The sequence below is a fragment of the Mycobacterium sp. E2989 genome, assembly GCF_001667595.1.
GTDB lineage: Bacteria > Actinomycetota > Actinomycetes > Mycobacteriales > Mycobacteriaceae > Mycobacterium.
Genome location: NZ_LZJX01000108.1, coordinates 87416 through 113622, shown reverse-complemented (window position 1 = coordinate 113622; position 26207 = coordinate 87416). Strand labels below are relative to the sequence as shown.

The window sequence follows — 26207 nt, the reverse complement described above, 5'->3', positions numbered from 1 at the left end:
TGACCCAGGAATTGGTGGATGTCATGTACGTCGAACCAGGGCCGCAGAAGCGGAAACCGGCCGCCATGACGTCGTTGTCTCGCCGCACCACCGCGTTGCCGGTCACCGCCACATCGGCGCCCGCCCCCGGTGCGAACCCCGTTCGGCGCTGGCAGCACCGGTATTCGCACCGGCTGCGCATCACCGACACGGTGATCGTGTGCGCGTCGGTGCTGCTCGCGCAGCACGTCCGATTCGGTGAAATCGCCAACACGTCGGGTTACTCGGACCTGAGCATGACGCTGCTGTCCCTCCTGTTCGCGGCGCTGTGGCTGTCGTCGCTGGCGGCCTTCCAGACGCGCTCACCGCGGGTCATCGGCGCCGGCATCGACGAGTACCGGCGGATCGGCAGCGCGTCGTTCTGGACCTTCGGAATCATCGCGATGGTGACGCTGCTGGCCAAGGTCGACCTGGCCCGCGGATACCTCGCGATCGCGCTTCCCATCGGCACCATCGGCCTGCTCGGCAGCCGCAGCCTGTGGCGCCAGCACATCACCCGCATGCGGACGCTTGGTCACTGCCAGACCACGGTCCTGGCGATCGGGGACCGGCAGGCCGTCTCCCACCTTGCCCACGAACTGGCCCGCAACCCGCTGGACGGCTACGTCGTGGTGGGCGTGTGCATCCCGGGGTACGGCCCGCCGCGCGGCAACACCATCACCCTCGGCGGCCGCGCGGTGCCGATCCTCGGTGACGTCACCCACGCGGTGGCGGCGATCCAACGCTGCGGCGCCGACACCGTGGCGGTCACGCAGACGGATCACTTTGGGATGCACGGGATCCGGGAGCTGATGTGGCAGCTCGAGACCATGGACGTCGACGTCGTGGTGTCGCCCGGGGTGATGGACGTCGCCGAAGCCCGGCTGACCCTGCGCCCCACCGCTGGAATGCCCCTGCTGCACGTCGAAAAGCCGCAATACGAAGGGACGCAACGCTTCCAGAAGCAGGTGTTCGACTTCCTGTTCTCGCTGGCAGCCCTCATCGGCACGGCGCCCATCCTCATCGCCGCCGCCATCGCCATCAAGCTCACCAGCAAGGGCCCGGTGTTCTACCCGGCCGAGCGAATCGGCATCGACGGCAAGCCCTTCACCATGTTCAAGTTCCGGACCATGACCGACGGGGCCGACACCCAGCTCGAGCAACTGTTGGCGCACAACGAGGGCGCCGGCGGGATGCTGTTCAAGATGCGCCAGGACCCGCGGGTCACCCCGGTCGGCAGGATTCTGCGCAGGTTCAGCATCGACGAACTACCCCAGTTCATCAACGTGCTCAAGGGTGACATGAGCGTGGTCGGACCCCGCCCGCCGTTGCGGCGGGAAGTCGAAAACTACGACGGCGACGTCAAGCGGCGGCTGTTGGTGAAGCCGGGCGTCAGCGGTTTGTGGCAAGTCAGCGGCCGGTCCGACCTGTCGTGGGAAGAGTCGGTGCGGCTGGACCTGTCGTACGTCGACAACTGGTCGATGTCGGGTGACCTGATGATCGTCGCCAAGACGGTTAAGGCCGTTCTCACCAGTCACGGCGCATACTAGGGAGTCATGACTGAGCCGACGACGCCTGGTGCGGTCGTCCCGTCGGTTCCGCTCTCGCGGATGGCTCACGCGTTCTCGATCCAGCTGATCTGCCGCGCCCTGGGCATGCTGGCCTCGGTGGTCTCCGTGGCGATGACCGCGCGCTACCTGGGCCCTGGACGCTACGGCCTGCTATCCATCGCCGTCCTCTTCATCGCCATGTGGACCAGCCTGGCCGATCTGGGCATCGCCACCGTGATCGTGCGGCGGGTGACCTCCGGACGGGGCGACCTCGAGCGCCTGGTGCGCGTGAACAGCGGCATGGCCCTGATCTATTGCGTTCCGCTCGCGTTGCTGGCCGCCGGATCCGGGTTGCTCATCTATCGCGACACCGACGTGCGCGTGATGCTCGTGGTCCTGTCGGGGGCGCTGCTGATGCAAACCATGACGACGCGGTTCGAGCCGGTTTTCCTTGCCACCGTCCGGTTCTCCGCGGTGGCCATCTCCGACGTCGTCGGCCGGCTCGGCGCGCTGGGCATGGTCGCCTTCCTGGTCGCCCAACGCGCGGACGTCATCTGGTTCGCCGTCGCGCAACTCATCCCACCCGCCGTGCAGCTGATCATCCAGGGCGCCGCGGCGATGCGGCACATCTCGGTGCGCCCGGTCTTCGCGCCGCGGGAGGCCGCCGACCTGTTGCGGGAAAGCCTGCCGCTGATGGGTTTTCTCGTCGTGGGACTGCTGTACTGCCGCGCCGACGGCGTGATCCTGTCCCTGCTGAGCACCCACTCCGAGGTGGGCGTGTACGGCTTGGCCTTCACGATCGCGTTCAACACCATCGTGGTTTCCCTGGTCTTCCTCAAGTCGACGCTGTCGACGGCCACCGAGCTGTTCGCGCGCGATGTCGCCGCGTTCGCCGGCTTCCTGCGCCGCAGCGTGGAGCTGATGTACTTCGTGGCGGTCCCGGTCGCGGTGGTCGGCGCGCTGCTGGCCGGGCCGTTGATCGGGTTGTTCGGTGACAAGGCGTTCATCGCGCGCGGGACGCCGACGCTGGCGCTGTTGTTCGTCGCGGCCGCCCTGCGATTCGTCAGCGGCACCCTGGGCCAGGGTTTGGTCGCCAGCCATCATCAGCGGATCCTGTTGTGGCTGACGGTCGCGACCCTGGTGCTCAACGTGGCGCTCAATCTCGCCCTCGCCGGCCGGTTCGGCGCCGTCGGCCCCGGCGTCGCCCTGGTGTGCACGGAGTTCTTCAACATGGTCGTCAGCAGCTGGTGGCTGCGCCGGCACTGCGGCTACCGTACGCCGGTGATGTTCTTGCTGCGGGTGCTGATACCGACGGGAGCGAGCGCCGCGGTGGCGCTGTTGCTGCGGGAGCATCACGTGATTCCCGTTCTCGCGCTGGCCGCCGTCGTCTATCTGCTCACCAGCGCGGCGGTGGGCCCGTTGCGCTGGTCGGACGTGACTTCCTTGCGCCGAAGTCAGCTGGCGGCATGAAGCGTGAATTGGACCGGCAGTATCTGCAGGCGCCGGCCGGCGGCGACGCAACCGCACTGCCGCCGGGGCGTCCGCTCGCGGTATTGATCATCGCCGACGACCACACCCCGCTCGAGAGCTGCCTGGCCGGCGTCGCCGAACAGCTACCCGAGCTTGCCGTCTACGTCTACGACCGCGCGGACCGTCCGGAGCCGCCGGCCCGCCACGTTCACTGGGTGTCGGGAACGCCGAAACTCGGCTTCGCCGAGGCGTTTAACGCGCTGGTGGCGCGCGTCCCGGGCGACGCCGACCTGCTGTTGCTGGATGCCGGCGCCCGCCTGCTCGGTCCGTTGACCCGCACCCGGGAACTGCTCGCCCGGCCGCGGGTGGGAGCGGTTTCGCCGATGGCGCGCGACGACACCGTGCCCGGCTGGGCGCCGTGGGACGTCGCGACCCGCCGGCGGACCTTGGTCCGCGAGCTGGCGGCGGGCCGTTCGCGCGCGCGGCGCCGTTCGCCGATCACGGGCCGCTACGCCCGCCAACCGGCCGAAACCCAAGGTGTCGACGGGGATTTGGACGCCACCTGCCTGGCGATCAGCCGTGCGGCGTGGAACGCCATCGGCGGCTTCGACGAAGAATTCGCCGACTTCGGGGCGGCCGCCGACTGGCAGGCCCGGGCCCGCGCGGCGGGCTGGCGGATCCTGCTGGCCGACGAACTGGGTGTCGCCCGCGCGGGGCCCGACGACGTCGGGAGCAGCGCCGCCCGGCGCCGCCGCGAGCAAGACCTGGCGCGAGCCAACACCGCGCTGCTGCTCGAACACCAGCACAGCGTGCATCACGCGGACATGTACCTGGCGGCCACCAGCCCGCGGGGCCGCTCGCGGCGGACCGCCCGCACCGGCCGGCCCGCGATCGTGATCACCACCAACCGCCTGGTCTACGGCGGTGCCGAACGGCAAAAGGCCTTGCTGGCAGCAGAATTGGATCGCCGCGGCTACCCGGTCACCATCGTCTGCGTGCAACGGTTCGGCCCGATGATCTCCGAGATCCCGGACACCGTGCGCGTGGTGCGCCAGCCATGGTGGGCGCCCGTCGTCGACCTGCCCGCGGGCCCGGCGGTGCTCATCACCGCCGACACCAACACCGAGGCGGGGTTCGCCACGTTGTGGCGTGCGGCCGGTCGTGATCGGCGCTGGTTGGTCGCGCCGCACGTCCCCCCGGAGGAGGACCGGCCCATCTATTCGCGGCCGCTGACCGCCGCCATGCGCCGGGCCGACGGGTTCATCGTTCTCGCGCAACGGCATTGGGACATGCTGGTCGCTCAGCATCGGCTCCGGGGGCGGCGGTTCGTGGCGCCCAACGGCGTCGCCCTGGCCGGCGACCCGGCACCCCGGACCAGGGTCGCCGGCGAGCCGTTGCACTTGGTCATGCTCTCGCGCATCGTCGAGCACAAGAACCCGCACCTGTTGATCGAGGCGCTCGGCGGCCTGCCCGACATGGCTTGGCGGCTATCGATTTTCGGCGACGGTCCGGACCGCGAGAGGTTGGAGGCGCTCACGCCCGCCGGCTTGCGCGATCGGGTGCGGTGGCTTGGCTGGTCGGCCGGCCCCGGGCCCGCGCTCGCCGATGCGGACCTGCTGTGCGTTCCGAGCCGGTCCGAGGCGTTTCCACTGGTGATCCTCGAGGCGATGGCACGGGCGGTTCCCGTTGCGGCATCGGCGATCTGCGCGGTGCCGGAGATGCTCGACTTCGGCGCCGCGGGATTTCTGGTCGAGCCCGTTTCGGTGTCGGGATGGCGGGAGACCCTGGCGCGGGTCCTGGCGGACCCGGACGCGCTGCCGGCGGTCGGGCGGCGCGGATTCGAGCGGATGCGCAAGCACTACACCGTGGAGGCGATGACCGACGCCTACCTCGACGCGATCACCGCGGTGTTGTGAAAACGCCTACCGATAACTGACTTTCGCGGGACGCAAGGGCGCTAGGCCGGGCGCCGGCGCAGGATCTTCGCCACCGTGCGGGGGGACGTCTTGTGCTGCCCGAAGCCGCCGTACAGGAAGTACCTGGGCTCCACGTAGAGCCGCTCGATGTCGGTCGGCACGTCCCCGAAGTGTTCGGACAGGGCGGCGTCGACGAAGAACGCGTCGGAACCCGAGTGGGAGTTGCAGCACACGAGGCGGTAGCCGAATCGGTCGAACAGCGCGGCGAAACTGCTCAGTGATGCCCCGAAGTAGTCATCGGATTGCCACTCATGTTCGGGGTCGTAGTCGATCTGGAACTTCACCGGCGGCGGGAACTTGCCGTTGTATTCGACGATGAACAGCTTGGGGCGCAGGCCGTCGGCCAACAGCTTCTCGACGAGGTAGATGTCGTTGCCGTCCAGGTCGAGGGAGATCACGTCGACTCCGGTGGCGTCGATGCGGGCCAGACCGGTCCGGGTCAACGCAAGGATGTTGTCCGCGGTGATCCACGCCTGCTGGTAGCTGAACCGCGGGTGGTCCTCGACGGCGACGGCCAGTTCCTGTCCCCCGACCCAGAAGCCCTTCCAGCCCAGGGCGGCAAGGATCAGCGTGTTGTTCTGCGTCCCGTCGCCGACACCGAATTCGGCGAACACACCGCCGTCGAGCCGGCCGATCCGGCGCAAGATTTCCAGCGTTATCCCGTCCTCGTCGGTCGCCGAGAAGCATCGCTTCCCGGCGCGGTTGAGCGGGTTGGGGTGGTTGGCCTTGAGCGACTGGGAATGGTCGAAAAGGATCAGATCCTTGAGCTGGTCCCGCGTTTCGCCGCCAAGAATGCGCCGGATCTTCTGCCGGAGCGTTTCTTTCGGTGGCGGTGTAGCGCTTCTGGCCATTGGAAGCTAAAGCTATCACGGCAATGGGCGACCATTCCGCGCGTTCGGTGAATAGCGCTGCTGCACAACGGCGGTCCGCGCCGCAAAATTCGGCGCCGATTTGCTTGCCGAGGGCGTTGACCGTGCCGTAGGTTCTGCATTGTCCCGCGCGGGACAGCTCGGGAGGGTTGGATAGGCGTGCTTTGCCGCATCTGCAGTTCGGGCACCACTCTGGCCTTCACCCGCCAGGTCCTTGCCAAATACGACTGCAAATATTACTTCTGCGACAACTGCGGTGCATTGCAGACCGAAGAGCCGTATTGGCTCGACGAGGCTTATGCCAGCCCCATCGCCGCGGCGGACACCACCATGTTGTGGCGCAATCAGTATCTGGCCCGGGCGATGTCGGTGCTGCTCTACTTCTTCTTCGATCGCCACGGCCGGTTTCTCGACGCGGCCGGGGGCTACGGCGTTTTCACCCGGCTGATGCGCGACATCGGCTTCGACTATTACTGGACCGACAAGCACTCCCCCAACTTGACCGCGCAGGGCTTCGAGGCGGACGCGGGCCCCGGACCGCCCTACACGGTCGTCACCGCCTTCGAGGTGCTGGAGCACCTGACCGACCCGGTCGGATTCGTCGCCGAGCTGCTCGAGACCACCGGCACCGACACCATCGTCTTCACGACCGAGATCTTTGACGGCGGGCCCCCGCCGCCCGAGGAATGGATGTATTACGCCTTTGCCACCGGCCAGCACATCACCTTTTATCAGAAATCGACATGTGAGTTCATCGGACGGCAATTCGGCCTGCAGTTCCACACCTCCAAAACGCGGTGGTGGCAGCTCGGTGGCATGGGTCTGCACATCTGGACGCGGGCCAAGATCAATCCCGTGGCGTGGCGGCTGCTCGCCTCCCCGCGCATCACCGGCCTGCTCGAGGGGTTTCCGCGACGCGCGCTGGAAACCCGCATGTGGACCGACGCCGATGTCTTCCTGCGGGCCGAGGGGCCATGAAATTGCCATGAAATCGCCTCGGGTGCTTTGGCTTTCGCCATGGACGCGGCCGGCGGTGCGCGTGCAGGCCGAGGGGCTGCTGCGGCGCGGGGCCGACGTCTTACTGGTCACCTCCGACCGGCACCCGGAGTCGGATGCCGCCCGCGACTACGAGCTGGTGCTCGATCCGCGGTTCAAGACCGCCGCGACGTGGCTGCCGACCGCCAAGGCGTGGCGCCGGGTGCGGCAGTTTCGGCCCGACGTGGTGATCGCCGAGATCGTCCGCGATCCGCGCTGGATCGCGCTGGCCGGACGGGTTCCCCGCATCCAGGTGGTGCACGACGACCGCCCGCACGACCCCGGTGAGCAGGTTCCCTCCTACGAACGCGCGGTGTTCGACCGGTGGGGCGCCCGCTCCGCGGCCACCATCACCTACAGCAACTACGTCGCCACCGCCGTCGCCGGGCGCCGTGACGTCGCCGGTACCCCCGTGCATGTCGTGCCGCTCGCCAGTGACATTGACCCGCACCGGGTTCCACCGTTCGTGGGGCCCGAGGGCCGACGCGACTTCGTCATGTTCGGCCGGCTCAACCCGTACAAGAACGTCGACGTGGTGCTCGAGGCGTGGCAGCGCCACATCGTCGGCGGCGGCTGGCGCGGGGACAACCTGGTGCTGATCGGTGGCGGGGACCTGGACGCCGGCGCCCTGCCCAAGCACACCCGCTGGCGCAACGGCAGTTACCGCTACGCCGACGTCATCCCGACACTGGCCGCGGCGAAGGGTTCGGTCTCTCATTACCGGCGCGCGTCACAAAGCGGCGTGCAGGTGCTCTCCATGCAGCTGGGGGTGATGCCGATCGTGTCCACCGCCGGTGGTCTACCCGAGTACCAACCGCCGGGGTGCCCCCCGGTCGGCGTCGACGACGTCGCGGGGCTGGCCGCCGCCTTCGACCTGTTGGCCGACCCGTCCGTCGCGGTGCAGCGCGGCGCCGAGGCGGCGCGCCACTACGCGCGGCATTGCGACGTCGACATCGTCGCGCGGCGCTTCTCCGAAGTTATCGCCGAGGTACTGGCCGGCCGGCGCTGACGTGGTTCAGGCTGTCTCCGAATCCGAAGGCCGGCAATCGGTTCGGGATTTGGCGAGGTGCTCGGCGAGCCGCACGCCCAGCGCGATGCCCACCAGGGTCGGGTTGGCCTGACTCGACGTGGGCAGCACCGACGTGCTCGCGACATACAACCCGCGCACGCCGTGGACCTGCAGGTTGGGGTCGACGACGCCGCCCGCAGCGGTGTGCGACATCCGCGTGGTCCCAGCCTGGTGGTAGCCGGCATGCCCGCCGAGAAACTCGCGGACCGAGCCCTCGACGTCGTCGGTCAGCCACTCCACGCGCCCCGCGCCATGGCGGCGGAGGTGTTCGTCGACCGCGGTGATGGCCGCGCGGACGCTCTCGAAGTCGGCCTCGGAGAAGTGGATGTGGGTACGGAGCCTGCGCATCCCCAGGGCGTCGCGGTCGTCGGTGAGCTCGACCCGGCTCTCCCAATGCGGGAGATGCTCGCCGTGGTAGTGCAGCAGGTACCGATTGTCGGCGCTCTTGACGAAGAAGCCGGGCGCCTTGCGGCCCCTGCGGAGGAACCGTGCATAGGAGAACGTCAGCGCGAACCGGATGGAGGGAAACAGGTCTCGCACGATGTTGCGCAGGTGGGCCAGGATGCGGGGCGGACCGTCGGTCTCGGTGTGCTTGGCGCGGATGGCCTCGGCGAGCAGGAACCGGCCGACCGGGGAGATCAGCGTGAGGTAGACGCCGGACAGGATCCCGCTGCCGTGGCCGGGGTCGCTGATCGGCGGATTCACCAGCCACACAGCGGCATTCGGCATCCCGGCGGCGCGCTGCAGGCGCGGATCGAGGGTGAAGCGCCGGCGGACATACACCCCGTCGCCGTCCCGCTCGTAGGCATAGATGACCTGATCGGTGGTGAACTGCACGCGCGCGACCCGGCCCTCGACGTGGGACATGTACCAGCGCCCGAGGTGACCGCCCGCATTCCCCAGCCCGGCCGGATGGTGGCGGTCCGACGCCAGGAGCAGGCGGGTCGCCTCCAATCCGCCGGTCGCGATGACGTAGTCGGTGGCGACCACCCGTCCCTGGCGGCCGTCGAGCGCCTTGATCACCAGATGGTCGACGGCGTCGCCGGCCGGCGTCGTCACGATCTCGGTGCAGGTGAGGCCGGTCCACACGGTGAGAGTGGGGGCGTCGCGCAGCGCGGTCCGGTACTCGCTCCCGAAACGCGTTGGCAGCGCCCAGCGCTCGAGATCGGTGGTGCGCACGTCGCCGTCGGGGAGTCCGGCGACCATGTCGCGGTGCGCGAGCTCCGGGATGTCTCGCGCGTTGAATGCCGCCCGCCCGCACGCCGCCCAGTCGCAGGCGCTCTGCAGGTACGGTTCGATGTCCTCGAAGCCGATCGGCCAGGGCGCCTGCGCGGTGAGCGGGCGGTCCTCGAAATCGATGGGGTCGAACTTGACGCAGCGGCCGCCCCAGAGCGCCGTCGTCCCGCCCACCTGTCGGCGGATCATCAGCTCACTGCGCGCATGTAGGTCGTCGTCCTGCCCCGAACCCAGCGCCGACAACTCCTGTGCCGCTTTGTCATTGCGCTCGAGGCCGCTTTCGATCAGCGCCACCTGGATGCCGGATCGCGCGAGTTCCAGCGCCGTCGCGATGCCGATCCCGCCGGCCCCGACGACCACCACGTCGGTCTGGATCGTCGTGCCGGGGGCGAACTCCCGCGGGCCCCGGATCACGCGGCGGCACCCCCGCGCAGCTGGGCCGCCAGCTCGAGGAAGCGCGCCACCGTTTCGGCGTCCGGCGGCGCCGCGACGGCGCGGGCCGCCTCGGCGACGCGTCGCGGGTCGGTCGTGCTGTAAAGGATTGCCCGGCAACCTATTGCGGTCGCCGACGACCCGAGGATCAGCTTGGGCAAAGCCCCGGGGGCGAGCGGATCCAGTTGAAGGGCCTCGCGCCACCGTCCCGCCAGGTCTGCGTCCGACCGCAAGGCTTCGCTCAGCGTCGCGTAAGCCCGCTGCAGCACGCCGAACGCGAGATCCGCCGGCCGCGGCGGCGGACGGAGCAGATCGGCGCGCACCTGGCTCACGCCCCCCGGCGTGAATGCCTCGGCGAAATCCACCTCGAGCCCCTCGTCCTGGGAGACACCCCAGGCGCGAATCTTGCCCTGCCCATGGGCCCTTTCGAAGAATTGGCGAAGTTCGTCGCCGGCGACGGTGTCGCCGGGGCGGGGGCCGTGCACGAACAGGATGTCGACGTGATCGACACCGAGGGCGGCGAGGCTCTCGTCGAGGCTACGGGCGGCGATTCCCGCGTCGTAGGTCCGGGCACTCTCGGGTGTCGCCTGCCGGCGCTTGACCGCACCCCGCAGGGCCGGCGCCTTGCGCAGCAGTGCCCGCGCCGGGGCCTGGAACCGGCCGAGCCGCCGCGCCATGCCGCCGACATCGATGCCGAATTTCGTTGCCACGGTTACCGAGTCACGCGGAACGGTGCGCAGGAACGCCCCCAGCTCCGCCTCCGCCATGCCCAGGCCATACATCCGTGCGGTGTCGAAGTGGGTCATGCCGTTGTCCAGAGCCGCGCCCAAAACGGCCATCCGTTCGCGGCGGGACGGCGACTGCATCAGGCCGCCGCATCCGAAGCCGACCGCGCTCACCCTCAGCCGCGGCCCCTCGAGCTCAACCTGCCCCAACACCGCAACCCTCATAGATCCGGCGAAGCTGCGCGTCGATGATTTCCGGGCTCCGGGTGGCCGCGATGTGTTCCTGACCCCGCCGGCCGTCCCGCTCGGCCAGTTCCGGGTCGCGCAGGTACCGGCCGATCGCCGCCGCCAGGGCGGGCGCATCACCGACGGGGACGAGCATGCCGGGGTCGGAGGCGATTTCGGCTGTGCCGCCGACCGGGGTCGCCACGAAGGGTCGCGCGCCGGCCAGCGCCTCGGTCAGGATCATCGGCATTCCCTCGGCGAACGACGGGAGCGTCACCACCCGCACCGAGCGGAGCAGATCGCGGACGTCGTCCGGATGCACCGGGGGCTCCACCGTCAGCCGCTCGGTGGGCGGCGGCGTGTAGTCGTCGACGAGACCCACGATGCGGCAATGCCCTTCGATGCCGTCGGCCAGCAGCAGCCGCCACGCCGCGACCAGCGTGTCGACGCCCTTGCGGCGGCCGATGGTGCCCGCGAAAAGCACCACCGGCGGGGTCGAGCCGGCCCCCGGTGCGTCCCAATCGATGACGATCGGGTTGGCCACGACCGACACCTTCACCGTGGGCGCAATCCATTTCACGGCCGCGCGCGCCTCCTCCGACAAGACGATGACATGGTCCGCCTTGCTCAGCGTGCTGCCCACGAAGCGGGGGCGCGACCGGGAGAACTGGGGGAAGTCGGAGCCGTGGATGGTGACGATGACCCGGAATCCCCGGGCTCTCGCGAGTCGGATCAGCGGCCCCTCACGTAGCCAGGCGCCCCCGTTCGACATGTGGAAGTGCACGATGCTGGCGCGCGGTGACCGAGCCAGCGCGGCGCCCGCGCGGGCGGTGAGCACCAGGTTCCTGGCGTGATGGCGCCCGTTCCAGGTCGACAGCACGCGGATCTCATCGGCGCCGATGCCGTTGTCGCGGATGACCCGGATAACCGACTGCGTCCCGCCGAAGCTGTACATGTCGGGACCGACGTGCGTGACCGCGATCATTGCCGTCCGGCGCCGGCCAGCGCCGGCGCGCCGTCGGTGTCGGCGCCGTCCGCTTCCCGGTTCCTGCGGGGCAGCCCGGCGAACCCCGTGGCCGTCCCGAGCGCCAGGCCCAATGCCAGTGCGTCCATGGGCATTTCGGGCAGCGGCCAGACGGCGGATATCGCCAGCAGACCGGCGCACACCGCCGCGCTGATCTTCGCCGGAACGGTCGCGCAGCGCACCGCCCTGACCACCGGCGTCAACGCGAACCACGCGAACGCCGCCATGCCCACGGCACCGGCCTTGGCCAGCCACCATTGGTAGAAGAGGTGCGAGTAGGTGGGCCCCAAAGTCCAGGCGAAGGCCTTCGGATCGTTCCCGGAGGGCAGTTGGTAGGCGTAACCCAGGCCATGGCCGAACACCGGGGCCTGCGCGATCGCGGCGTTGAGGCGGGCGACTTCGCGCAACCGGTCCAGCGTCGATTCGTCGGTGGCGAGCGCACTCGCCGAAACACCGCCCAGCACCCGCTGATTGAACGCCGTGAACTGATCGCTGAGCCAGGACCCCGCCTCCGAATGCTGAAGCAGGAACAGCGATCCCGGCACGGTCAGCGCGAAGACACCCGCGCTGACGGCGGCGACCATGGCCGAGCGACGCAGGGCCGGCCAGCCGAAGGTGGTCAGGAAGGCGACGGCCGCGCCCACCGCGACGGCGATCAGCGTGTTCCGGGAGAACGCCAGCAGCGAAATGATCAGCGCGGGCGGTCCGAAGGCGAAATACATTGCGGGCCTGACCCGGCCGATGATCGACGCGGCGACCAGGGCGGTCAACGCGGCGGTGGCCGGGGTCTGGGTGGACAGCACGATCCGCAGGGCCTGACCGGCGCCCGTCGCCCCCTCCAGGCTCTCCGCCCGCCCCGCGAGCCGGATCGCATGCAACGAGCTGATGATCGCCATGCCGGCCGAAAACCACAGCGTCACGACCATCACCCGGATGCAGAATTTGAGGTATCCGCCGTACACGATCAACAGCGCCAGCACGAACCCGACGACCATTTCGATCAGGGTCGTCGACTCGTGCAGCACCATCGTCGGATCGTGTCCCATCTGCAACCCGACCACGGTGAAGTACACGACGGTCAGCGCGAACATCGCGGGCAGCAGGAATTCCTTGGCACGCGGTTTCACGATCGGCAGCAGGTAGCAGATCGCAAGCACTGCGGCCACCTGGTACGCGTAAATCGCCAGCGGGCCAATGACTTTGCCGATGTGCAAGCCCTCCGGCAGCGCGGCGAAGGCCAAGAACAGCGTCACCCCCGCCAGCCCCTCGCGCTTCACCCAGTAGACCACCAGGCAGAACGTCGCGGCGATCAGCAACGCCCCCTCGGTGGTCCGGCGGACGGAGAGCACACCAAAGATGAAGCAGCCGAACAGGAATACCGTCAGCAGGACGCCGTCTACTGCCAGGCGGGGGCGACCGGGCAGGTAGGGAATCACGCTGGCCCGCTGACCTTCGTCCGGTAGGTCTTGGTCGCGGCCCGGATGTGCAGGGACGGCCTGGCGTCGGTCAACACGGTGCCGACAACGTGCGCGCCCGCCGAGCGCAGGGCGGTGAGCGCGTCATTGAGCTCGTCGACGGTGGTCCGGCGCGCCCGCACCACCAACACGGTGGCCGACACCGCGCCGGCCAGCAGGCCGCTGTCGGCGGTCGCCAGCACCGGGGGGCCGTCGACCACGATGCGGTCGAAGCGTGACGACAGGTCCAGCAGCACCCTGTCGATGACTTCCGGCAGAAACGCGCTGGACGGCGGGGTCTCGCGGCGCGCGGATCGGGACGCGAGGATGAACAGCTTGGCGATCGGCGTGGGTTTCACCGCTTCGCCCGCTATTTCGGGATTGGCCAGGGCGTTGGCCAGGCCCTCCCCCGACTCGACGCGCAGCAATCCGGCGATCACGTGCCGGCGCGTGTCGCCCTCGACGAGCAACACGTCTTCACCGATCTCGGCCAGCGCCAGCGACAGGTTGAGCGCCGTGGTGGTGGTCCCCTCCCCGCCGAACGGCGCCGCCACCAACACGCGGCGGGCGTCGGACCCCATCGCCCTGAGCAGCCGGGCGCGCAGGCCCCGCACGGCATCGTCGAGGGCGGAGTCGACGCCGAACCGCGGGGTGTTGCCGCGCCGGCCGGGCAGCTCGGCCAAAGTCGGCAGGCCCGAAAGTTGTTCGAGCTTCTCCCGCGAGCGCACCGTGCGATCGTTGGCCTCACGGGCCACCGCCACCGCGATGGCCAGAAGTATCCCGGCGACGAATCCCATCGCCATGTTGCGCACCGGCACCGGCGTGACCGGATGATCGGGCACCCGCGGCGCCTCCACCACCCTTGCCCGGGCCACCGGCAGCGGCTTGGCCGCAGGTTGTCCGGGTGTCTCCGACGGTTGGGGCGCGGGCGGATTCGGCTCACCGTTGTCGGGCCGCACCCCGGGGGTCACCGGCGCGGGACGACTGTTGGGGCCCGTGGTCGCGCCGAGCGTGGGCACCAGCGCGGCGAACTGATCGGCCATCGCTCCGGCCAGCGCCGCGGACCGGTTCGGGTCGGTGTCCTTCACGGTGATCGTGAAAAGCATGGATTTCGCGGTGTATTTCACCTGGGTCTGCGTCACCAGGACGTCGGGGCTGATCGGGACCTGGAGCTGGTTGACCGCGCGCTCGGCGACCGTCCGTCCGCCGGCGATCTGCGCGTAGGACGACAACCGCTCCTGCGCGGTCAGCGTTCCGTTGTACAGCTCGGTGAGGTCCGTGGCACCGGGGAACGAAATGAGGATGGTGGCCGTCGACTGATAGTGCTTGGTCTGCAACGCCGTGACGGCCGCGGCACCGATCGTGCATGCCAGCAAGGCACCGAGGGCGAGTTTCCAATGCGTGAGCAGCGTCCGGACAAAGGTGCGGAAATCCATCCACTAACCTTTCTGGGCCGACGCCACCCGGCGTCGAATTCGATTTGCTTTGCGCCAGCCGCGCAAAGCCCAGTGCACATTATGCAGCAACGGCCATGCAGCATCGACCTAATCGCAAAGCCTTGTCGTCCGCGCGGTCGACGCATTTGCTGGCGGCCAGCATCATTGGGGCGGGCCGGATGTCAGCGCATCGCGCGGCAAGTCGAGCGTCGCCAGCGGATACCCGCCGGTCTCGTCACGCCCGTAGCGCGCCAGCCGCATCGGCGGATAGTTCACCACGTGCGACGCGTCGGGCTTGTGCTGTTGCCAATCCACGGAAGCGCGCAGCGTGTAATGCCCCGGCGCCAACCCCGCCATGTCGACGGTCACCGTTTCGGTGAACGACGCCGGGGCCGGCTGATTTCCGGCGTTGTCGCCGGAGCCCACCAGCTTCTTCAAGGCCACCCCCGTCGGCAGCGTGCGGACCACCGCCCCGGAGAAATCCACCAACCGGTAGCTGGGCACCCAATTCTCGATCGCCCCCGCCGAGCCGTAATTGGTCCACGCCACCGATATGCTCGCCACCCCGTCGCGGACCGATTGCGATCCCTGCCGAGCCTCCGCGGAGTATCGATAGCCCGCCGCGACGTTGGCCTGCGCCCACAGCAGGTACAACGCCGGGTCCATCGGGGTGGTCGAATCCACCGCCGGAAAGTTGAAACTCGAGGTCATCGACACGTGATACTTGACGACGTCGCGCATGCCCTTCTCGTAGTAGGACCGCGGGCTGGTGCCCTCGGGCAGCTGGCACCACTCGGTGATCACCAACGCCGAGGCCAGCCGGTCCTTCAGCTGGGTGACGAGCGGATCCTTCGTGTGGACGTAGTAGGAGCCGTCGGATTCGGCCCAGACCGGCAACGGCGCATAAACGCCCAGGCAATCCGAGCGGATGCCCACCGGCGCGGAGACCCGCTTGGTGACGTCGTCGGCTAGTAACTCGCGAACGATCTCCGGGTTCAGCGCGGTGGTCACCAACTGGGTGTGCGGGAAGGCATTCACGTTCGCCGCGACGAGCTGGCCGATAGCCGCCTTGGTGATGCTCTGGTCACGAAACTGGCTGTAGTAGCCGAGCTTTGCGATGCTCTCTTCGGGTAAGGGGCCGGGCGCACCCAGCGTGTCGCGCAGGTAGGCGATGTGGTTCTCGCTGAAGTCCCCGTAGCCGGAGAACTCGAAGACGCTGAGCCGCTCGTCGCGGTCGTAGCGGCGGCCGAGCGCGGCGAGCAGCTGACCGAAGGCGTTGAGGTACGCCGAATCGTTCCAGTTCGGCACCACCTGGGCCACCCCGGGCGTCCACCAGTATCGTTGCGGCCCCGTATAGCTGGTGGACGCGGGACGCATCCAGTCCGGAATCGCGATGTTCGTGTTGTTCGGGTAGGTGGTGTCGCAACAGGAGCTGTAGGCGAACACGCGAAGGGTGAGCCGCATGTTCCGGCTCGCCACCTTGGCCAGCGCGTCGTCGATCACGCTGAAGTCGAACTTCTTATCGTCGGGGGCGTCGGCGGGCAGCGTGCCCGGGTCGACGGGCTGCAGCTGGCGCCACGAGACGCGCAAGCTGGCGTCGTAGGAGGCCGGCCACGCCGGATACCGCTTCTGAGCGGAATTGCCTTGCGGGAAAAGCGGCATCAGGAGGTCTTCGTACTGACCGCGCAGGGGATTCGAGACCTCCTGCACGTTCAGCGGGATGGCCGGACTGATCACCGCGGACAACGGATCGGGGTCGCTGTGGCCGCCGCATCCGCTCAGCACCAAGGCCGCGCACGCGACAATCGTCGCCACGCGTCTTCTGATTGTTCGGGCCATCGCTGCGATGCTAGATGGTGCCCGTCGGCAACGCCTTGCGGTCGGCCAAAAACGGCAGCGACAGCCAGCGCGCGGCCAGTAGGGCTTCCATCGCATCGCCGGGGACGGGCCGCGACAACAGGAAGCCCTGCGCCCGGCGGCACCCGTGTTGCACCAAAGTCGTTGCTGCGACCGGTGTTTCAACTCCCTCGGCGACCACGTCCAGACCGAACGCCTCGGCCAGCCCGATGATGGCGCGCACGATCGCCAGATCACCGGCGTTGTTGCCCAGGTCGCGCACGAACCCCGTGTCGATCTTGAGCATGTCGACCGGCAGGGACTTCAGGTGCGACAACACCGCATAGCCGGTGCCGAAGTCGTCGATGGCCAGCTGGACCCCGATCTCCTTGAGCTCCGCCAACGTCTTTCGCGTGGTGTCGATGTCGTGCACCACGGCGCGCTCGGTGATCTCCAGGCACACCGAGCCGGGTTCGAGGCCGAACTCGTCGATGGTGTTGGCGACGTCGCGCACGAACCCGGCGGTGATGAGCTGGATGGGCGACACATTGATCCGCATGACGGTTCCCCGGCCGACGCCGTTGGCCTGCCAGCGACTGAAGTCGGCGCACGCGGTGCGCATCACCCAGCGGCCCAACTCCCCCGCCAGGTTGGTCGATTCCGCGATCCCGATGAACGAGTCCGGCAACAGCAGCCCCCAGATCGGGTGCCGCCAACGCACCAGCGCCTCGGCCCCCACGACGGCGCCCGTCGACAGGTCGACCTCCGGAAGGTAGTGCAGCAACAGCGCTTCGCTGCCGATGTCGCCTTGCAGATGCAGCTCGATGTCGTTGCGGAACGCGCGTTTGAGGGACATGTCGTCGGTGGACATCGCGATCTGGTTGCCGCCCGCGCGTTTGGCCGTCAGCACCGCCTCGTCGGCGCGACGGAGCAGGTCGGTGCAGTTGTCGCGGCCCGGGGTGCCCACCGCCAGCCCGATGCTGACCGTGCGGCTGATCACGTGACCGCCGATGGCCAGGCGCTCGCACAGCATGGTCGACAGGCGCTGGGCGAACGATTCCGCGTCCTCCGGCGACATCGGCTCGTCGGGGACGACGACGAACTCGTCGCCGCCCAACCGGGCGATCGTGCTGTTCGGCGCGCAGATCCGGATGCGCTGCGCGAATACTCGGATGAACCAGTCGCCGGCGGTGTGGCCGAGGTAGTCGTTGATCGGCTTGAGCCGGTCGAGGTCGAGGTACAGGACCGCGACGGGCCCCGGGCCTCCCGTCAGGAGCCGCTCGGACAGGTGCGCGACCAGGGCGCGGCGGTTATAGAGGCCAGTCAGGTCGTCGTGCTCGGCCAGATAGCGGAGCTTCTCCTCGGCCGCGATGCGCGCCTGCAGCTGCGCGAACAACGCGGCGACGGCCTCGAGCGTGTTGATCTCCTCTTGCAGCCACTTGCGGGCGCCGAACTTGACGAAGCCGAGCAAACCGGTGGTCGTCTCACCCGACACCAGCGGCGCGGCGGCCACCGAGGGCGAGGCCTGTACCTTGGCGCCCAACCTGCGCCGGAAATAGCGTTTGGACTGCGCCGGCCGGACCACCACGGGTTTGCGCGCCTCCCGGCACTGCGCCAGCACCGACTCGGCGATATCCAGCTGGGCGAACGCCGTCGGATCCGGTTCCCCGGCGTCCGTTCGCGGCGGCCACTCGGCGACCAGCGCCGAGGTCCCGGTGTGCGGGTCGAGGTGGCGCAGGAAGCTGGCGTCGACATCGAACTGCTCGACGAGCTGCTCGAGTACCTTGGCGCTCACCTGGGCGGCCGTGGTCGCCGTTGCCTCCATCAGCTGTGTGGCAACGGAGGTGACGACTAGGTCCAGGCTGCGCGGCACGGTCTCCTCCGGTAAGGGCAAACATCCAGGAGCGGTCGCGATGGCGAATTCCCGTCAACTGCGCGTCGATGCGCATCGGCGGGCCCTTTGGGTTCGCTTGGCTGTCTGTCGGGCGTATTTGGACCGGGCGGGCCAACGATCCGTTTTGGTCAGCAGAACGTATCACGCACGACCCGCCCCAACTGGGCTAACGAAGAACTTCGGCCCGGTCCGGTCGACGCTGGTGGACGCCACGAAAGACCGGTCAGGCCGACGCGGCGTCGTTAGCTATGTCGAGCGTCGCGATCGGGTACAGACCGGATCCGTCGCGCCCGTCGCGGGCCAGCGCCATCGGCGCGTAGTTCACCACGTGCGCGGCGCCCGGCTTGTGCTGCTGCCATTCCACCGACGCGCGCAGCGTGTAGTGGCCGGGCGCGAGCCCCGTCACGTCGACGCGCACCGACTCGGCCGTCGACTCCGGCACCGCCTCCTCGCGGGACTGGCTGGAGTCGTCGTGGACCAGCGTCTTGAGATTGACCGCCGCAGGGATGGTGCGGACCACGGCGCCGGAGAAGTCGACCAGCTTGTAACCGGGCGCCCACCGCTCGGTGGCCGCCGCGGAGCCGTAGTTGGTCCAGACCACGGAGATGGACGCGACCTTGCCCTGGATCGACTGCGACCCCGGCTTGGCCTCCACCGAGTAGCGGTAGCCGGCGGAGGTGTTCGCCTTTGCCCAGAGCAGGTACAGCTTGGGGTCCATCGCCGACGTCGCGTCCCGGTCCGGGAAGTTGGCGCTCGACGTCATCGAGACGTGGTACTTGACGACGTCGTGCAGGGCCTTCTCGTAGTAGGACCGCGGCTCGGTTCCGTTGGGCAACCGGCACCACTGGCTGATCACCAGCGCGGAGGTGAGCCGTTGTTTGATCGCGGCGACGGCCGCGTCGTTGAACCGCACGTAGTGCGAGTCGCTGGACTCGGCCCATTCCGGCAGGGGCGACTGCACGCCAAGGCAATCCGCGCGGATGCCGACCGGCGCGGACAGTTTTTTCGTCACGTCGTCGGCGAACAATTCGCGGGTGATTTCCGGATTCTCGGCGGCGACCACCAGTTGGGTGTGGCCGAACGCGCCGACGTTGGCCGCGACCAACTGCCCGATGGCCGCCTTGGTGATGCTCTGATCGCGAAACTGGCTGTAGTAGCCCAACTTCGGCAGGCTGTCGTCCGGGCCGGGCCCCGGCGCGCCGAGCGCGTCGCGCAGGTAGGCGAGGCTGGTCTTGCCGAAGTCGCCGTATCCGGAGAACTCGAACACGCTCAGGCGCTCATCGCCGTCGTAGCGCCGGCCGAGCGCGGCCAGCAACTGCCCGAAGTTGTTCAGGTAGTCGGGGTCGTTCCAGTTCGGCACGACCTGCGTGACACCCGGGGCCGGACTGTTGGGCGGCGAGGGATAGCTGGTGGCCGCCGGGCGCAGCCAGTCCGGAATCGCGATATTGGTGTTGCCCGGATAGGAATCGTTGCAACAGGATTTGTACGCGTACACGCCGAGGGTCAGCCGCATGTTGCGGCTGCCGACCTTCGCCAGCGCGTCGTCGATCGCGCTGAAGTCGAACTTGCGGTCATCGGGAGCGTCGGGGGGCAGCGTGCGCGGGTCGACGGGCTGCAACTGCCGCCACGACACCCGCAGGCTGGCGTCGTACGACGCCGGCCAGGCGGCGTACCGCTGCTGAGCGGAATTGCCTTGCGGGAAAAGCGGATTCAAGCCTTCTTCGTACTGGCCGCGCAACGGGTTGGGAATCTCTTGAGCGCTCGGCGGGATGGCCGGACTGACCATCGCCGACAGCGGCCCGGGATCGCTCTTGTCGCCGCACCCGCTCAGCACCATGGCCGTGCACACGGCAGCGACCAGCGCGCTCTTCCTCGTCTTCACGGTTGCTTCTCCCAACACACACCGATGGACCTCGAAATGGCCCCCTACTACCTGGGTTATCTGGTGCGTGTATCCGACGCGGGGCAGGTCACGAATTGGCGTAGCGCAGCGTAACACGCACCGCCCGGCCGGCCCCGCCCCGCGAAGCGGCGTCAGTGAGACGGGTCACAATGTGGGCGACCCTGTCACGCTCGAGGAGCCCGCGGTGTCTCAAGGGCATCAGGCCCGCAAGAACAGGAGACAGCAATGACCGAGGTGGCCGCACAGAAAACTCATGTCGTCGTGGTCGGAGGCGGATACGCCGGAACCCTGGCCGCGAATCACCTACGGCAGCGTCCGGACGTCGACGTCACCCTGGTGAACCCCCGCCCCGTCTTCGTGGAGCGAATCCGCTTGCACCAGTTGGTCGCCGACACCGGCGCCGCGACCGCGGACTACGCGACGCTGCTGGCCGACGGTATCGAGCTGGTCGTCGACACCGTCGACCGCATCGACGCCGCCGCGCGGCGGGTCCTGCTGGGCTCGGGCGCCGAACTCGATTACGACTACCTGATCTACGCCGTCGGCAGCACGGGGGCGGCGCCGTCGACCGTGCCCGGGTTGGTGGACTTCGCCCATTCGGTGGCCGACCTGGAGAGCGCACAGCGATTGCGTTACGCGCTGGCCGACCTGCCGCTGTCCGCGCCCGTCACCGTCGTCGGCGGTGGCCTGACCGGAATCGAGACGGCCGCCGAGCTGGCCGAACAGGGCCGGCGGGTGACCCTGGTCTGCGGCGGCACCCTCGGCCCGTCGCTGAGCAAGCGGGGGCGTCGCTCGGTGGCCAAGCGGCTGCGCGGTTTCGGTGTCAACGTGCTGGAATTCGTGGCGGTGGCCGAGGTGCGCTGGGACGAGGTGGTGTGCAGCGACGGCGCCGCGCTGCCCAGCGCGGCGACCATCTGGACGGCCGGGTTCACGGTGCCCGACCTGGCGGCGCGCAGCGGCCTGAGCACCGACGCGCTGGGCCGGCTGCTCACCAACGAGACGCTGACCAGCATCGACGACCCGTACGTCGTCGCGGCCGGCGATGCGGTCGCGCCCTCGGGGCAGCCGCTGCGGATGAGCTGCCAGGCGGCCGGGCCGCTGGGCGCGCAGGCCGCCAACACCGTGCTCAGCCGCATCGCCGGGGAGGCGCCCGCGCCGCTGAGCCAGGCGTTCGCCGGCCAGTGCATCAGCCTGGGCCGCTCCTTCGGCACGGTGCAGTTGGCGCGCACCGACGACACCCCGGTGAACGTGGTGGTGGGCGGCCGGACGGCCGCGTCCATCAAGGAGGCCGTGTGCAAGGGCACGCTATGGGCGATTCGGCGCGAGGTCGCCAAGCCCGGCTCGTATCTCTGGATCAAGGGCGGCAAGAGGCCCGCGCAGGCGCCGGCGGAGACCGCCCTCCGATGACGCACGCACAGGACGGTAGCGAGCACGCGGCACGGTTCACCGTGCTGCGGCCGCTGCTGTTCACCATCGCCTACGAGATGCTGGGCTCGGCGACCGAGGCCGACGATGTGCTGCAGGACAGCTATCTGCGGTGGGCCGCGGTCGACCTGTCGACGGTGCGCGACACCAAGTCCTACCTGGCCCAGCTGGTCACCCGCCAGGCGCTCAACGCGCTGCGCGCCGACGCGCGCCGACGCGAGGAGTACGTGGGCCCGTGGCTGCCGGAGCCGCTGCTCCTCGACGAGCAGGACCCCTCCGCGGATGTCGTTCTGGCGGAATCGATTTCGATGGCGATGCTGGTCTTACTGGAAACGTTGAGCCCCGACGAGCGCGCGGTGTTCGTGCTGCGCGAGGTGTTCGGCTTCGACTATGCCGAGATCGCCCAGGCGGTGGGCAGGCCGGCGCCGACGGTGCGGCAGGTGGCCCACCGGGCCCGTGAACACGTGCGGGCGCGGCGGAAGAGGTTCGACGCGACCGACCCGCAACGCAACGCGCAGATCACCGCCCAATTCCTGCAGACGGCCGCCAGCGGTGACGTCCAGACGCTGATGACGCTGCTCGCCCCCGAGGCCACGTGGACGGCGGACAGCGGCGGCAAGGTCAGCGCCGCCCGTCGGCCGGTGGTGGGCGCCGAGCGGGTGGCCCGGGCCATCGTCGGCCTGATCCGCAAGGCGACGGCGATCGAGGGCTTCCGCGTCGACATGGTCACCTGCAACAGCGCCCCAGCCGTGCTGCTCTACCTCGGCGACCAGCTCGAAGGGGTGATCACGCTGGAGATCGCGAACGACAAGATCACCAACTTCTACGTGACCCGCAACCCGGACAAGCTAACGGCCCTGGCGACGGCCCGCGACGTCAGCCGCGGGTAGGCCGGGGTGCGAACGGCCGCACTTCTGTCAAGCTAGGTCGGTGCGTATCGACCGGCTCGGCGACCTTGGCGCCGCACCCCAGGTGCTGCGCGCCGTCGGCGCCGCCACGGCCCGGCGCGGCCTGCCGCCACCGGCCGCGCTGACCGGCGACTGGTTCGGCGCGCTCGCGGTGATCGCCCCGAGCGTCTCCGCGCAGCCGGTCGATCTCGACGCGGCCTTCGCGGTCCGGCTGGGCGCCCGGCCGGCCGACTCCCCCGCGGTGGGCGGTGGCTGGATCGGCTACCTCTCCTATCCCGATCCCGGCGCCGACGGCGGGCCGCACCGGATTCCCGAAGCCGCGGGCGGCTGGACCGATTGCGTCCTGCGCCGCGACCGGGACGGCCAGTGGTGGTACGAGAGCCTGTCGGGCGCGGCGATGCCGGACTGGCTGGCCGCCGCGCTGGCGACGGCGCCGCCACCGGCGCGCGAGTGCCGGATCGACTGGGGCCCCGCCGACCGGGTGGCCCACCGCGACGGCGTGCAGAACTGCCTGGAGGCGATCCGCGCCGGCGAGGTCTACCAGGCGTGCGTGTGCACCCAATTCACCGGGAGGGTCGACGGCGCCCCGCTGGACTTCTTCGCCGAGGGCATCGCGCGCACCTCCCCGGCGCGGGCGGCCTATGTCGCCGGGCCGTGGGGCGCGGTGGCGTCGTTGTCCCCGGAGCTCTTCCTGCGGCGGCGCGGCACGCTCGTGACGTCCAGCCCCATCAAGGGCACCCTGCCCCTGGACGCCTGGCCGTCGGCGCTGCGGGCGTCGGCGAAAGAGGTGGCCGAGAACATCATGATCGTCGACCTGGTGCGCAACGACCTCGGCCGGGTGGCGACCGTCGGCACCGTCACCGTGCCCGAATTGTTGGTGGTGCGCCGCGCCCCCGGGGTGTGGCACCTGGTTTCGACGGTCTCGGCGCGGGTCCCCGTCGACCTGCCGACCTCGGCGTTGCTGGACGCCGCGTTCCCGCCGGCGTCGGTCACCGGGACGCCCAAACACCGCGCGCGCCAACTGCTCTCGCAGTGGGAACCGCGTCGTCGCGGAATATACTGTGGGACAGTCGGTTTGGCCTCCCCCGTGGCGGGCTGCGAATTGAACGTCGCCATTCGCACCGTCGAGTTCGACGCCGCCGGTGGGGCCGTGCTGGGCGTCGGCGGGGGGATCACCGCCGATTCCGATCCCGACGCCGAATGGGCCGAATGCCTGCACAAGGCGTCGCCGATCGTCGGGCAGCCCCGCATCGCCGCCGCGTTCTCGGTCGGCTGATCCTCACCCGCGGCGCGACTGCAGGACCGCGTCGTAGAGCTGCCGCGAGCGCACCCCCGGATGCGCGGCGGCCACCTCGCCGCACGCGTCCTTGACGCGCGCGCCCCCGGCCACCAGCTCCTCGACCCGCTCGACCAGCGCCGGCAGGTCGGCGCGCGGGGTGGCGCCGGCCAGCACGACGGTGATCTCGCCGAGCACCCCGTCGTCCGCCCACGCCGCCAGCTCGTCCAGCGACCCGCGCACCACCTCCTCGTGCACCTTGGTCAGCTCCCGGCAGATGGCCGCGCGCCGGGCGCCGCCGAGCTGGTCGACGGCGTCGCGCAGACACGCGGCCAGCCGGCGCGGCGATTCGAAGAACACGCAGGTGCGCCGCTCGTCGGCCAGCGAGTCCAGCCAGGCCCGCCGCGCCGCCCTCTTGCGGGGCGCGAACCCCTCGAAGCAGAACTTCTCCGCCGGCAGGCCCGACAGGGCCAGCGCCGTCATCACCGCCGACGGGCCGGGCAGGCAGGTCAGCGGCAGGTCAGCGTCCACGCAGGCCGCGACCAGCCGGAAGCCGGGGTCGCTGATCACCGGCATCCCGGCGTCGCTGACCACCAACACCGTCGCCCCGGCCTTCAGCGCGGCGATCAGCGATTCCACCCGGGCCGCCTCGACCCGGTCGAACAGGCTGATGACGCGGCCGCCGATGGTGACGTCCAGGGCTTTCGCCAGGGTGCGGACGCGCCGGGTGTCCTCGGCGGCCACCACGTCGGCGTGGGCGAGGGCGTCGATGAGCCGGGGGGAGGCGTCCGACGGCTGGCCCAACGGGGTCGCGGCCAGCAACAGGCGGCCAGTGGTCATGTCGGACAGCCTACGATCGACACCGATGTCCGCCCCGCCCCGCGAATCCTTGGTCGCCGGCCCCGAGCATGTCGTGCCCGTCGTCAGCCCGGGGCCGATGGTTCCGGTGGCCGACTTCGGGCCGACCGACCACATCCGCGGCTGGGTCGTCACGGGCGTGATCGCCGTCCTGGCGACGATCACCCGGTTCCTCAATCTCGGGTCGCCGACCGACGCCGGCACACCCGTTTTCGACGAGAAGCACTACGCGCCGCAGGCCTGGCAGGTGCTGCACAACCACGGGGTGGAGGACAACCCCGGGTTCGGCCTGGTGGTCCACCCGCCGGTCGGCAAGCAGCTGATCGCGATCGGCGAGGGGATCTTCGGGTACGACGGGGTCGGCTGGCGGTTCACCGGCGCCCTGCTGGGCGTCGTGCTGGTGGTGCTGGTGACGCGGATCGTGCGGCGGATCAGCCGCTCGACGCTGGTGGGCGCCATCGCCGGGGTGCTGGTGATCTGCGACGGCGTCAGCTTCGTCGCCGCGCGGACCGCCCTGCTCGACGGCATCCTGACGTTCTTCGTGGTCGCCGCGTTCGGCGCTCTCATCGTCGACCGCGATCAGGTGCGCCAGCGCATGCACGCCGCGCTGCTGGAGGGCCGGGCGACCGCGACGGTTTGGGGTCCGCGGTTGGGGGTGCGGTGGTGGCGCTTCCTGACCGGCGTCCTGCTCGGATTGGCTTGCGGCACAAAGTGGTCCGGCCTGTATTTCGTCCTGTTCTTCGGCGTGATGTCGTTGGCGTTCGACGTGGCGGCGCGGCGCCAGTACCAGGTGATACGACGCTGGTTCGGGGTGTTGCGGCGCGATCTGCTGCCCACCGGTTACGCGTTGGGCCTCATCCCCGTCGCGGTGTACCTGGCCAGCTACGCGCCGTGGTTCGCCTCCGAGACGGCGATCGACCGCCACGAGGTGGGCCAGTCGATCGGCCCGCACTCGGTGGTACCGCTGCCCGACGCCATCCGCTCGCTATGGCACTACAGCGCCAAGGCTTTTCAATTCCACGCGGGCCTGACGAACTCCGCCGGCAACTACCACCCGTGGGAGTCCAAGCCGTGGAGCTGGCCGATGTCGTTGCGGCCGGTGTTGTACGCGATCGATCAGCAGAACGTGTCCGGGTGCGGTGCGCAGTCGTGCGTCAAGGCGGAGATGCTGGTGGGCACGCCGGCGATGTGGTGGCTGGCGGTGCCCGTTCTGCTGTACGCGTGCTGGCGCACGTTCGTGCGCCGCGATTGGCGTTATGCCGTTGTGCTGACCGGTTATTGCGCGGGGTGGCTGCCCTGGTTCGCCGACATCGACCGGCAGATGTACTTCTTCTACGCGGCGACGATGGCACCGTTCCTGGTGATGGGGATCGCGCTGATCTGCGGGGACATCCTCTACCCGCCGAACCGCGCCCGCGGTATGGGGGGCTCCGAACGGCGCACGCTGGGGCTGATCGCGGTGTGCTGTTACGTCGCTTTGGTGGTGACCAACTTCGCCTGGCTGTTCCCGGTGCTTACCGGGCTGCCGATTTCGCAGCAGACCTGGGACATGGAGATCTGGCTGCCCAGTTGGCGCTGAGGTTTTCGG

19 protein-coding genes are annotated in these 26207 nt (G+C 69.4%); 9 read left to right on the top strand and 10 right to left on the bottom strand.

The features are described 5' to 3' along the window. The first annotated feature begins 65 nt into the window (after positions 1-65). Genes A5680_RS19345 through A5680_RS19335 form a run of 3 tightly spaced genes read left to right on the top strand, consistent with a single transcriptional unit; the run spans position 66 to position 4954 of the window. On the top strand, positions 66-1568 hold the full coding sequence (locus A5680_RS19345; protein ID WP_231977660.1) for a sugar transferase: 1503 nt from the start codon (positions 66-68) through the stop codon (positions 1566-1568). 6 nt (positions 1569-1574) lie between these two features. Next, positions 1575-3038 carry an oligosaccharide flippase family protein gene (locus A5680_RS19340; protein WP_067822180.1) on the top strand — a complete coding sequence of 488 codons (1464 nt, stop codon included), beginning with the start codon at positions 1575-1577 and terminating at the stop codon, positions 3036-3038. Continuing rightward, positions 3035-4954 (top strand): glycosyltransferase, encoded by a 1920-nt coding sequence (locus A5680_RS19335; protein ID WP_067822177.1) that lies wholly within the window; start codon positions 3035-3037, stop codon positions 4952-4954. The genes A5680_RS19340 and A5680_RS19335 overlap by 4 nt, the downstream gene beginning before the upstream one ends. Before the next feature lie 41 nt (positions 4955-4995). Here A5680_RS19335 and A5680_RS19330 read toward each other — a convergent pair whose 3' ends face one another. After that, entirely contained in the window at positions 4996-5865 is an 870-nt protein-coding gene (locus A5680_RS19330) for a hypothetical protein (RefSeq protein WP_067822174.1), read from the bottom strand. A gap of 177 nt (positions 5866-6042) precedes the next feature. Between A5680_RS19330 and A5680_RS19325 the strand changes: the two genes are divergently transcribed. Continuing rightward, complete coding sequence (locus tag A5680_RS19325) at positions 6043-6861, top strand: class I SAM-dependent methyltransferase (RefSeq protein ID WP_055402660.1); 819 nt, start codon at positions 6043-6045, stop codon at positions 6859-6861. Positions 6862-6883: 22 nt separating this feature from the next. Beyond that, a complete protein-coding gene (locus tag A5680_RS19320) occupies positions 6884-7927 on the top strand; it encodes a glycosyltransferase family 4 protein (RefSeq protein ID WP_197499817.1) in 1044 nt (347 codons plus the stop codon). Between the two features lie 6 nt (positions 7928-7933). On the opposite strand, the gene A5680_RS19315 is transcribed toward A5680_RS19320, so the two are convergent. The 8 genes from A5680_RS19315 to A5680_RS19280 form a co-directional block, all read right to left on the bottom strand. Further along, positions 7934-9637: an FAD-dependent oxidoreductase gene (locus tag A5680_RS19315; RefSeq protein ID WP_067822169.1), complete on the bottom strand. Its 1704-nt coding sequence runs from the start codon at positions 9635-9637 to the stop codon at positions 7934-7936. Beyond that, positions 9634-10560, bottom strand: coding sequence for an aldo/keto reductase family protein (locus A5680_RS19310; protein ID WP_055402681.1), 927 nt, complete (start codon positions 10558-10560; stop codon positions 9634-9636). The genes A5680_RS19315 and A5680_RS19310 overlap by 4 nt, the downstream gene beginning before the upstream one ends. A gap of 16 nt (positions 10561-10576) precedes the next feature. Further along, positions 10577-11590, bottom strand: a complete 1014-nt coding sequence (locus A5680_RS19305; RefSeq protein WP_067822166.1) for a glycosyltransferase family 4 protein — start codon at positions 11588-11590, stop codon at positions 10577-10579. After that, positions 11587-13065 carry an O-antigen ligase family protein gene (locus A5680_RS19300; protein ID WP_055402652.1) on the bottom strand — a complete coding sequence of 493 codons (1479 nt, stop codon included), beginning with the start codon at positions 13063-13065 and terminating at the stop codon, positions 11587-11589. The genes A5680_RS19305 and A5680_RS19300 overlap by 4 nt, the downstream gene beginning before the upstream one ends. Next, entirely contained in the window at positions 13062-14519 is a 1458-nt protein-coding gene (locus A5680_RS19295) for a polysaccharide biosynthesis tyrosine autokinase (protein ID WP_067822163.1), read from the bottom strand. The genes A5680_RS19300 and A5680_RS19295 overlap by 4 nt, the downstream gene beginning before the upstream one ends. 162 nt (positions 14520-14681) lie before the next feature. Further along, positions 14682-16358, bottom strand: coding sequence for a hypothetical protein (locus A5680_RS19290; RefSeq protein ID WP_067822160.1), 1677 nt, complete (start codon positions 16356-16358; stop codon positions 14682-14684). A gap of 10 nt (positions 16359-16368) precedes the next feature. After that, positions 16369-18228, bottom strand: a complete 1860-nt coding sequence (locus tag A5680_RS19285) for a bifunctional diguanylate cyclase/phosphodiesterase (RefSeq protein ID WP_067822157.1) — start codon at positions 18226-18228, stop codon at positions 16369-16371. A 244-nt stretch (positions 18229-18472) separates the two neighbouring features. Further along, positions 18473-20086, bottom strand: a complete 1614-nt coding sequence (locus A5680_RS19280) for a hypothetical protein (RefSeq protein ID WP_067822244.1) — start codon at positions 20084-20086, stop codon at positions 18473-18475. Between the two features lie 291 nt (positions 20087-20377). Here A5680_RS19280 and A5680_RS19275 point away from each other — a divergent pair, with 291 nt between their 5' ends. The 3 genes from A5680_RS19275 to A5680_RS19265 are packed head-to-tail and all read left to right on the top strand — an operon-like array spanning position 20378 to position 23761. Further along, entirely contained in the window at positions 20378-21559 is a 1182-nt protein-coding gene (locus A5680_RS19275; protein ID WP_067822154.1) for an NAD(P)/FAD-dependent oxidoreductase, read from the top strand. Then, a complete protein-coding gene (locus A5680_RS19270) occupies positions 21556-22467 on the top strand; it encodes an RNA polymerase sigma-70 factor (RefSeq protein WP_067822152.1) in 912 nt (303 codons plus the stop codon). Before A5680_RS19275 ends, A5680_RS19270 begins: the two co-directional genes overlap by 4 nt. Positions 22468-22507: 40 nt before the next feature. Then, on the top strand, positions 22508-23761 hold the full coding sequence (locus tag A5680_RS19265) for an aminodeoxychorismate synthase component I (protein WP_067822149.1): 1254 nt from the start codon (positions 22508-22510) through the stop codon (positions 23759-23761). A gap of 3 nt (positions 23762-23764) precedes the next feature. Here the strand turns inward: A5680_RS19265 and rsmI are convergent, their stop codons facing one another. Then, positions 23765-24601: a 16S rRNA (cytidine(1402)-2'-O)-methyltransferase gene (gene rsmI / locus A5680_RS19260; RefSeq protein ID WP_055402638.1), complete on the bottom strand. Its 837-nt coding sequence runs from the start codon at positions 24599-24601 to the stop codon at positions 23765-23767. 25 nt (positions 24602-24626) lie between these two features. On the opposite strand from rsmI, the gene A5680_RS19255 reads away from it, so the two are divergent. Beyond that, the gene (locus A5680_RS19255) at positions 24627-26198 is read left to right on the top strand and encodes a dolichyl-phosphate-mannose--protein mannosyltransferase (protein ID WP_067822141.1); all 1572 of its coding nucleotides are present in this window, start codon (positions 24627-24629) and stop codon (positions 26196-26198) included. The last annotated feature ends 9 nt before the right edge of the window (positions 26199-26207 follow it).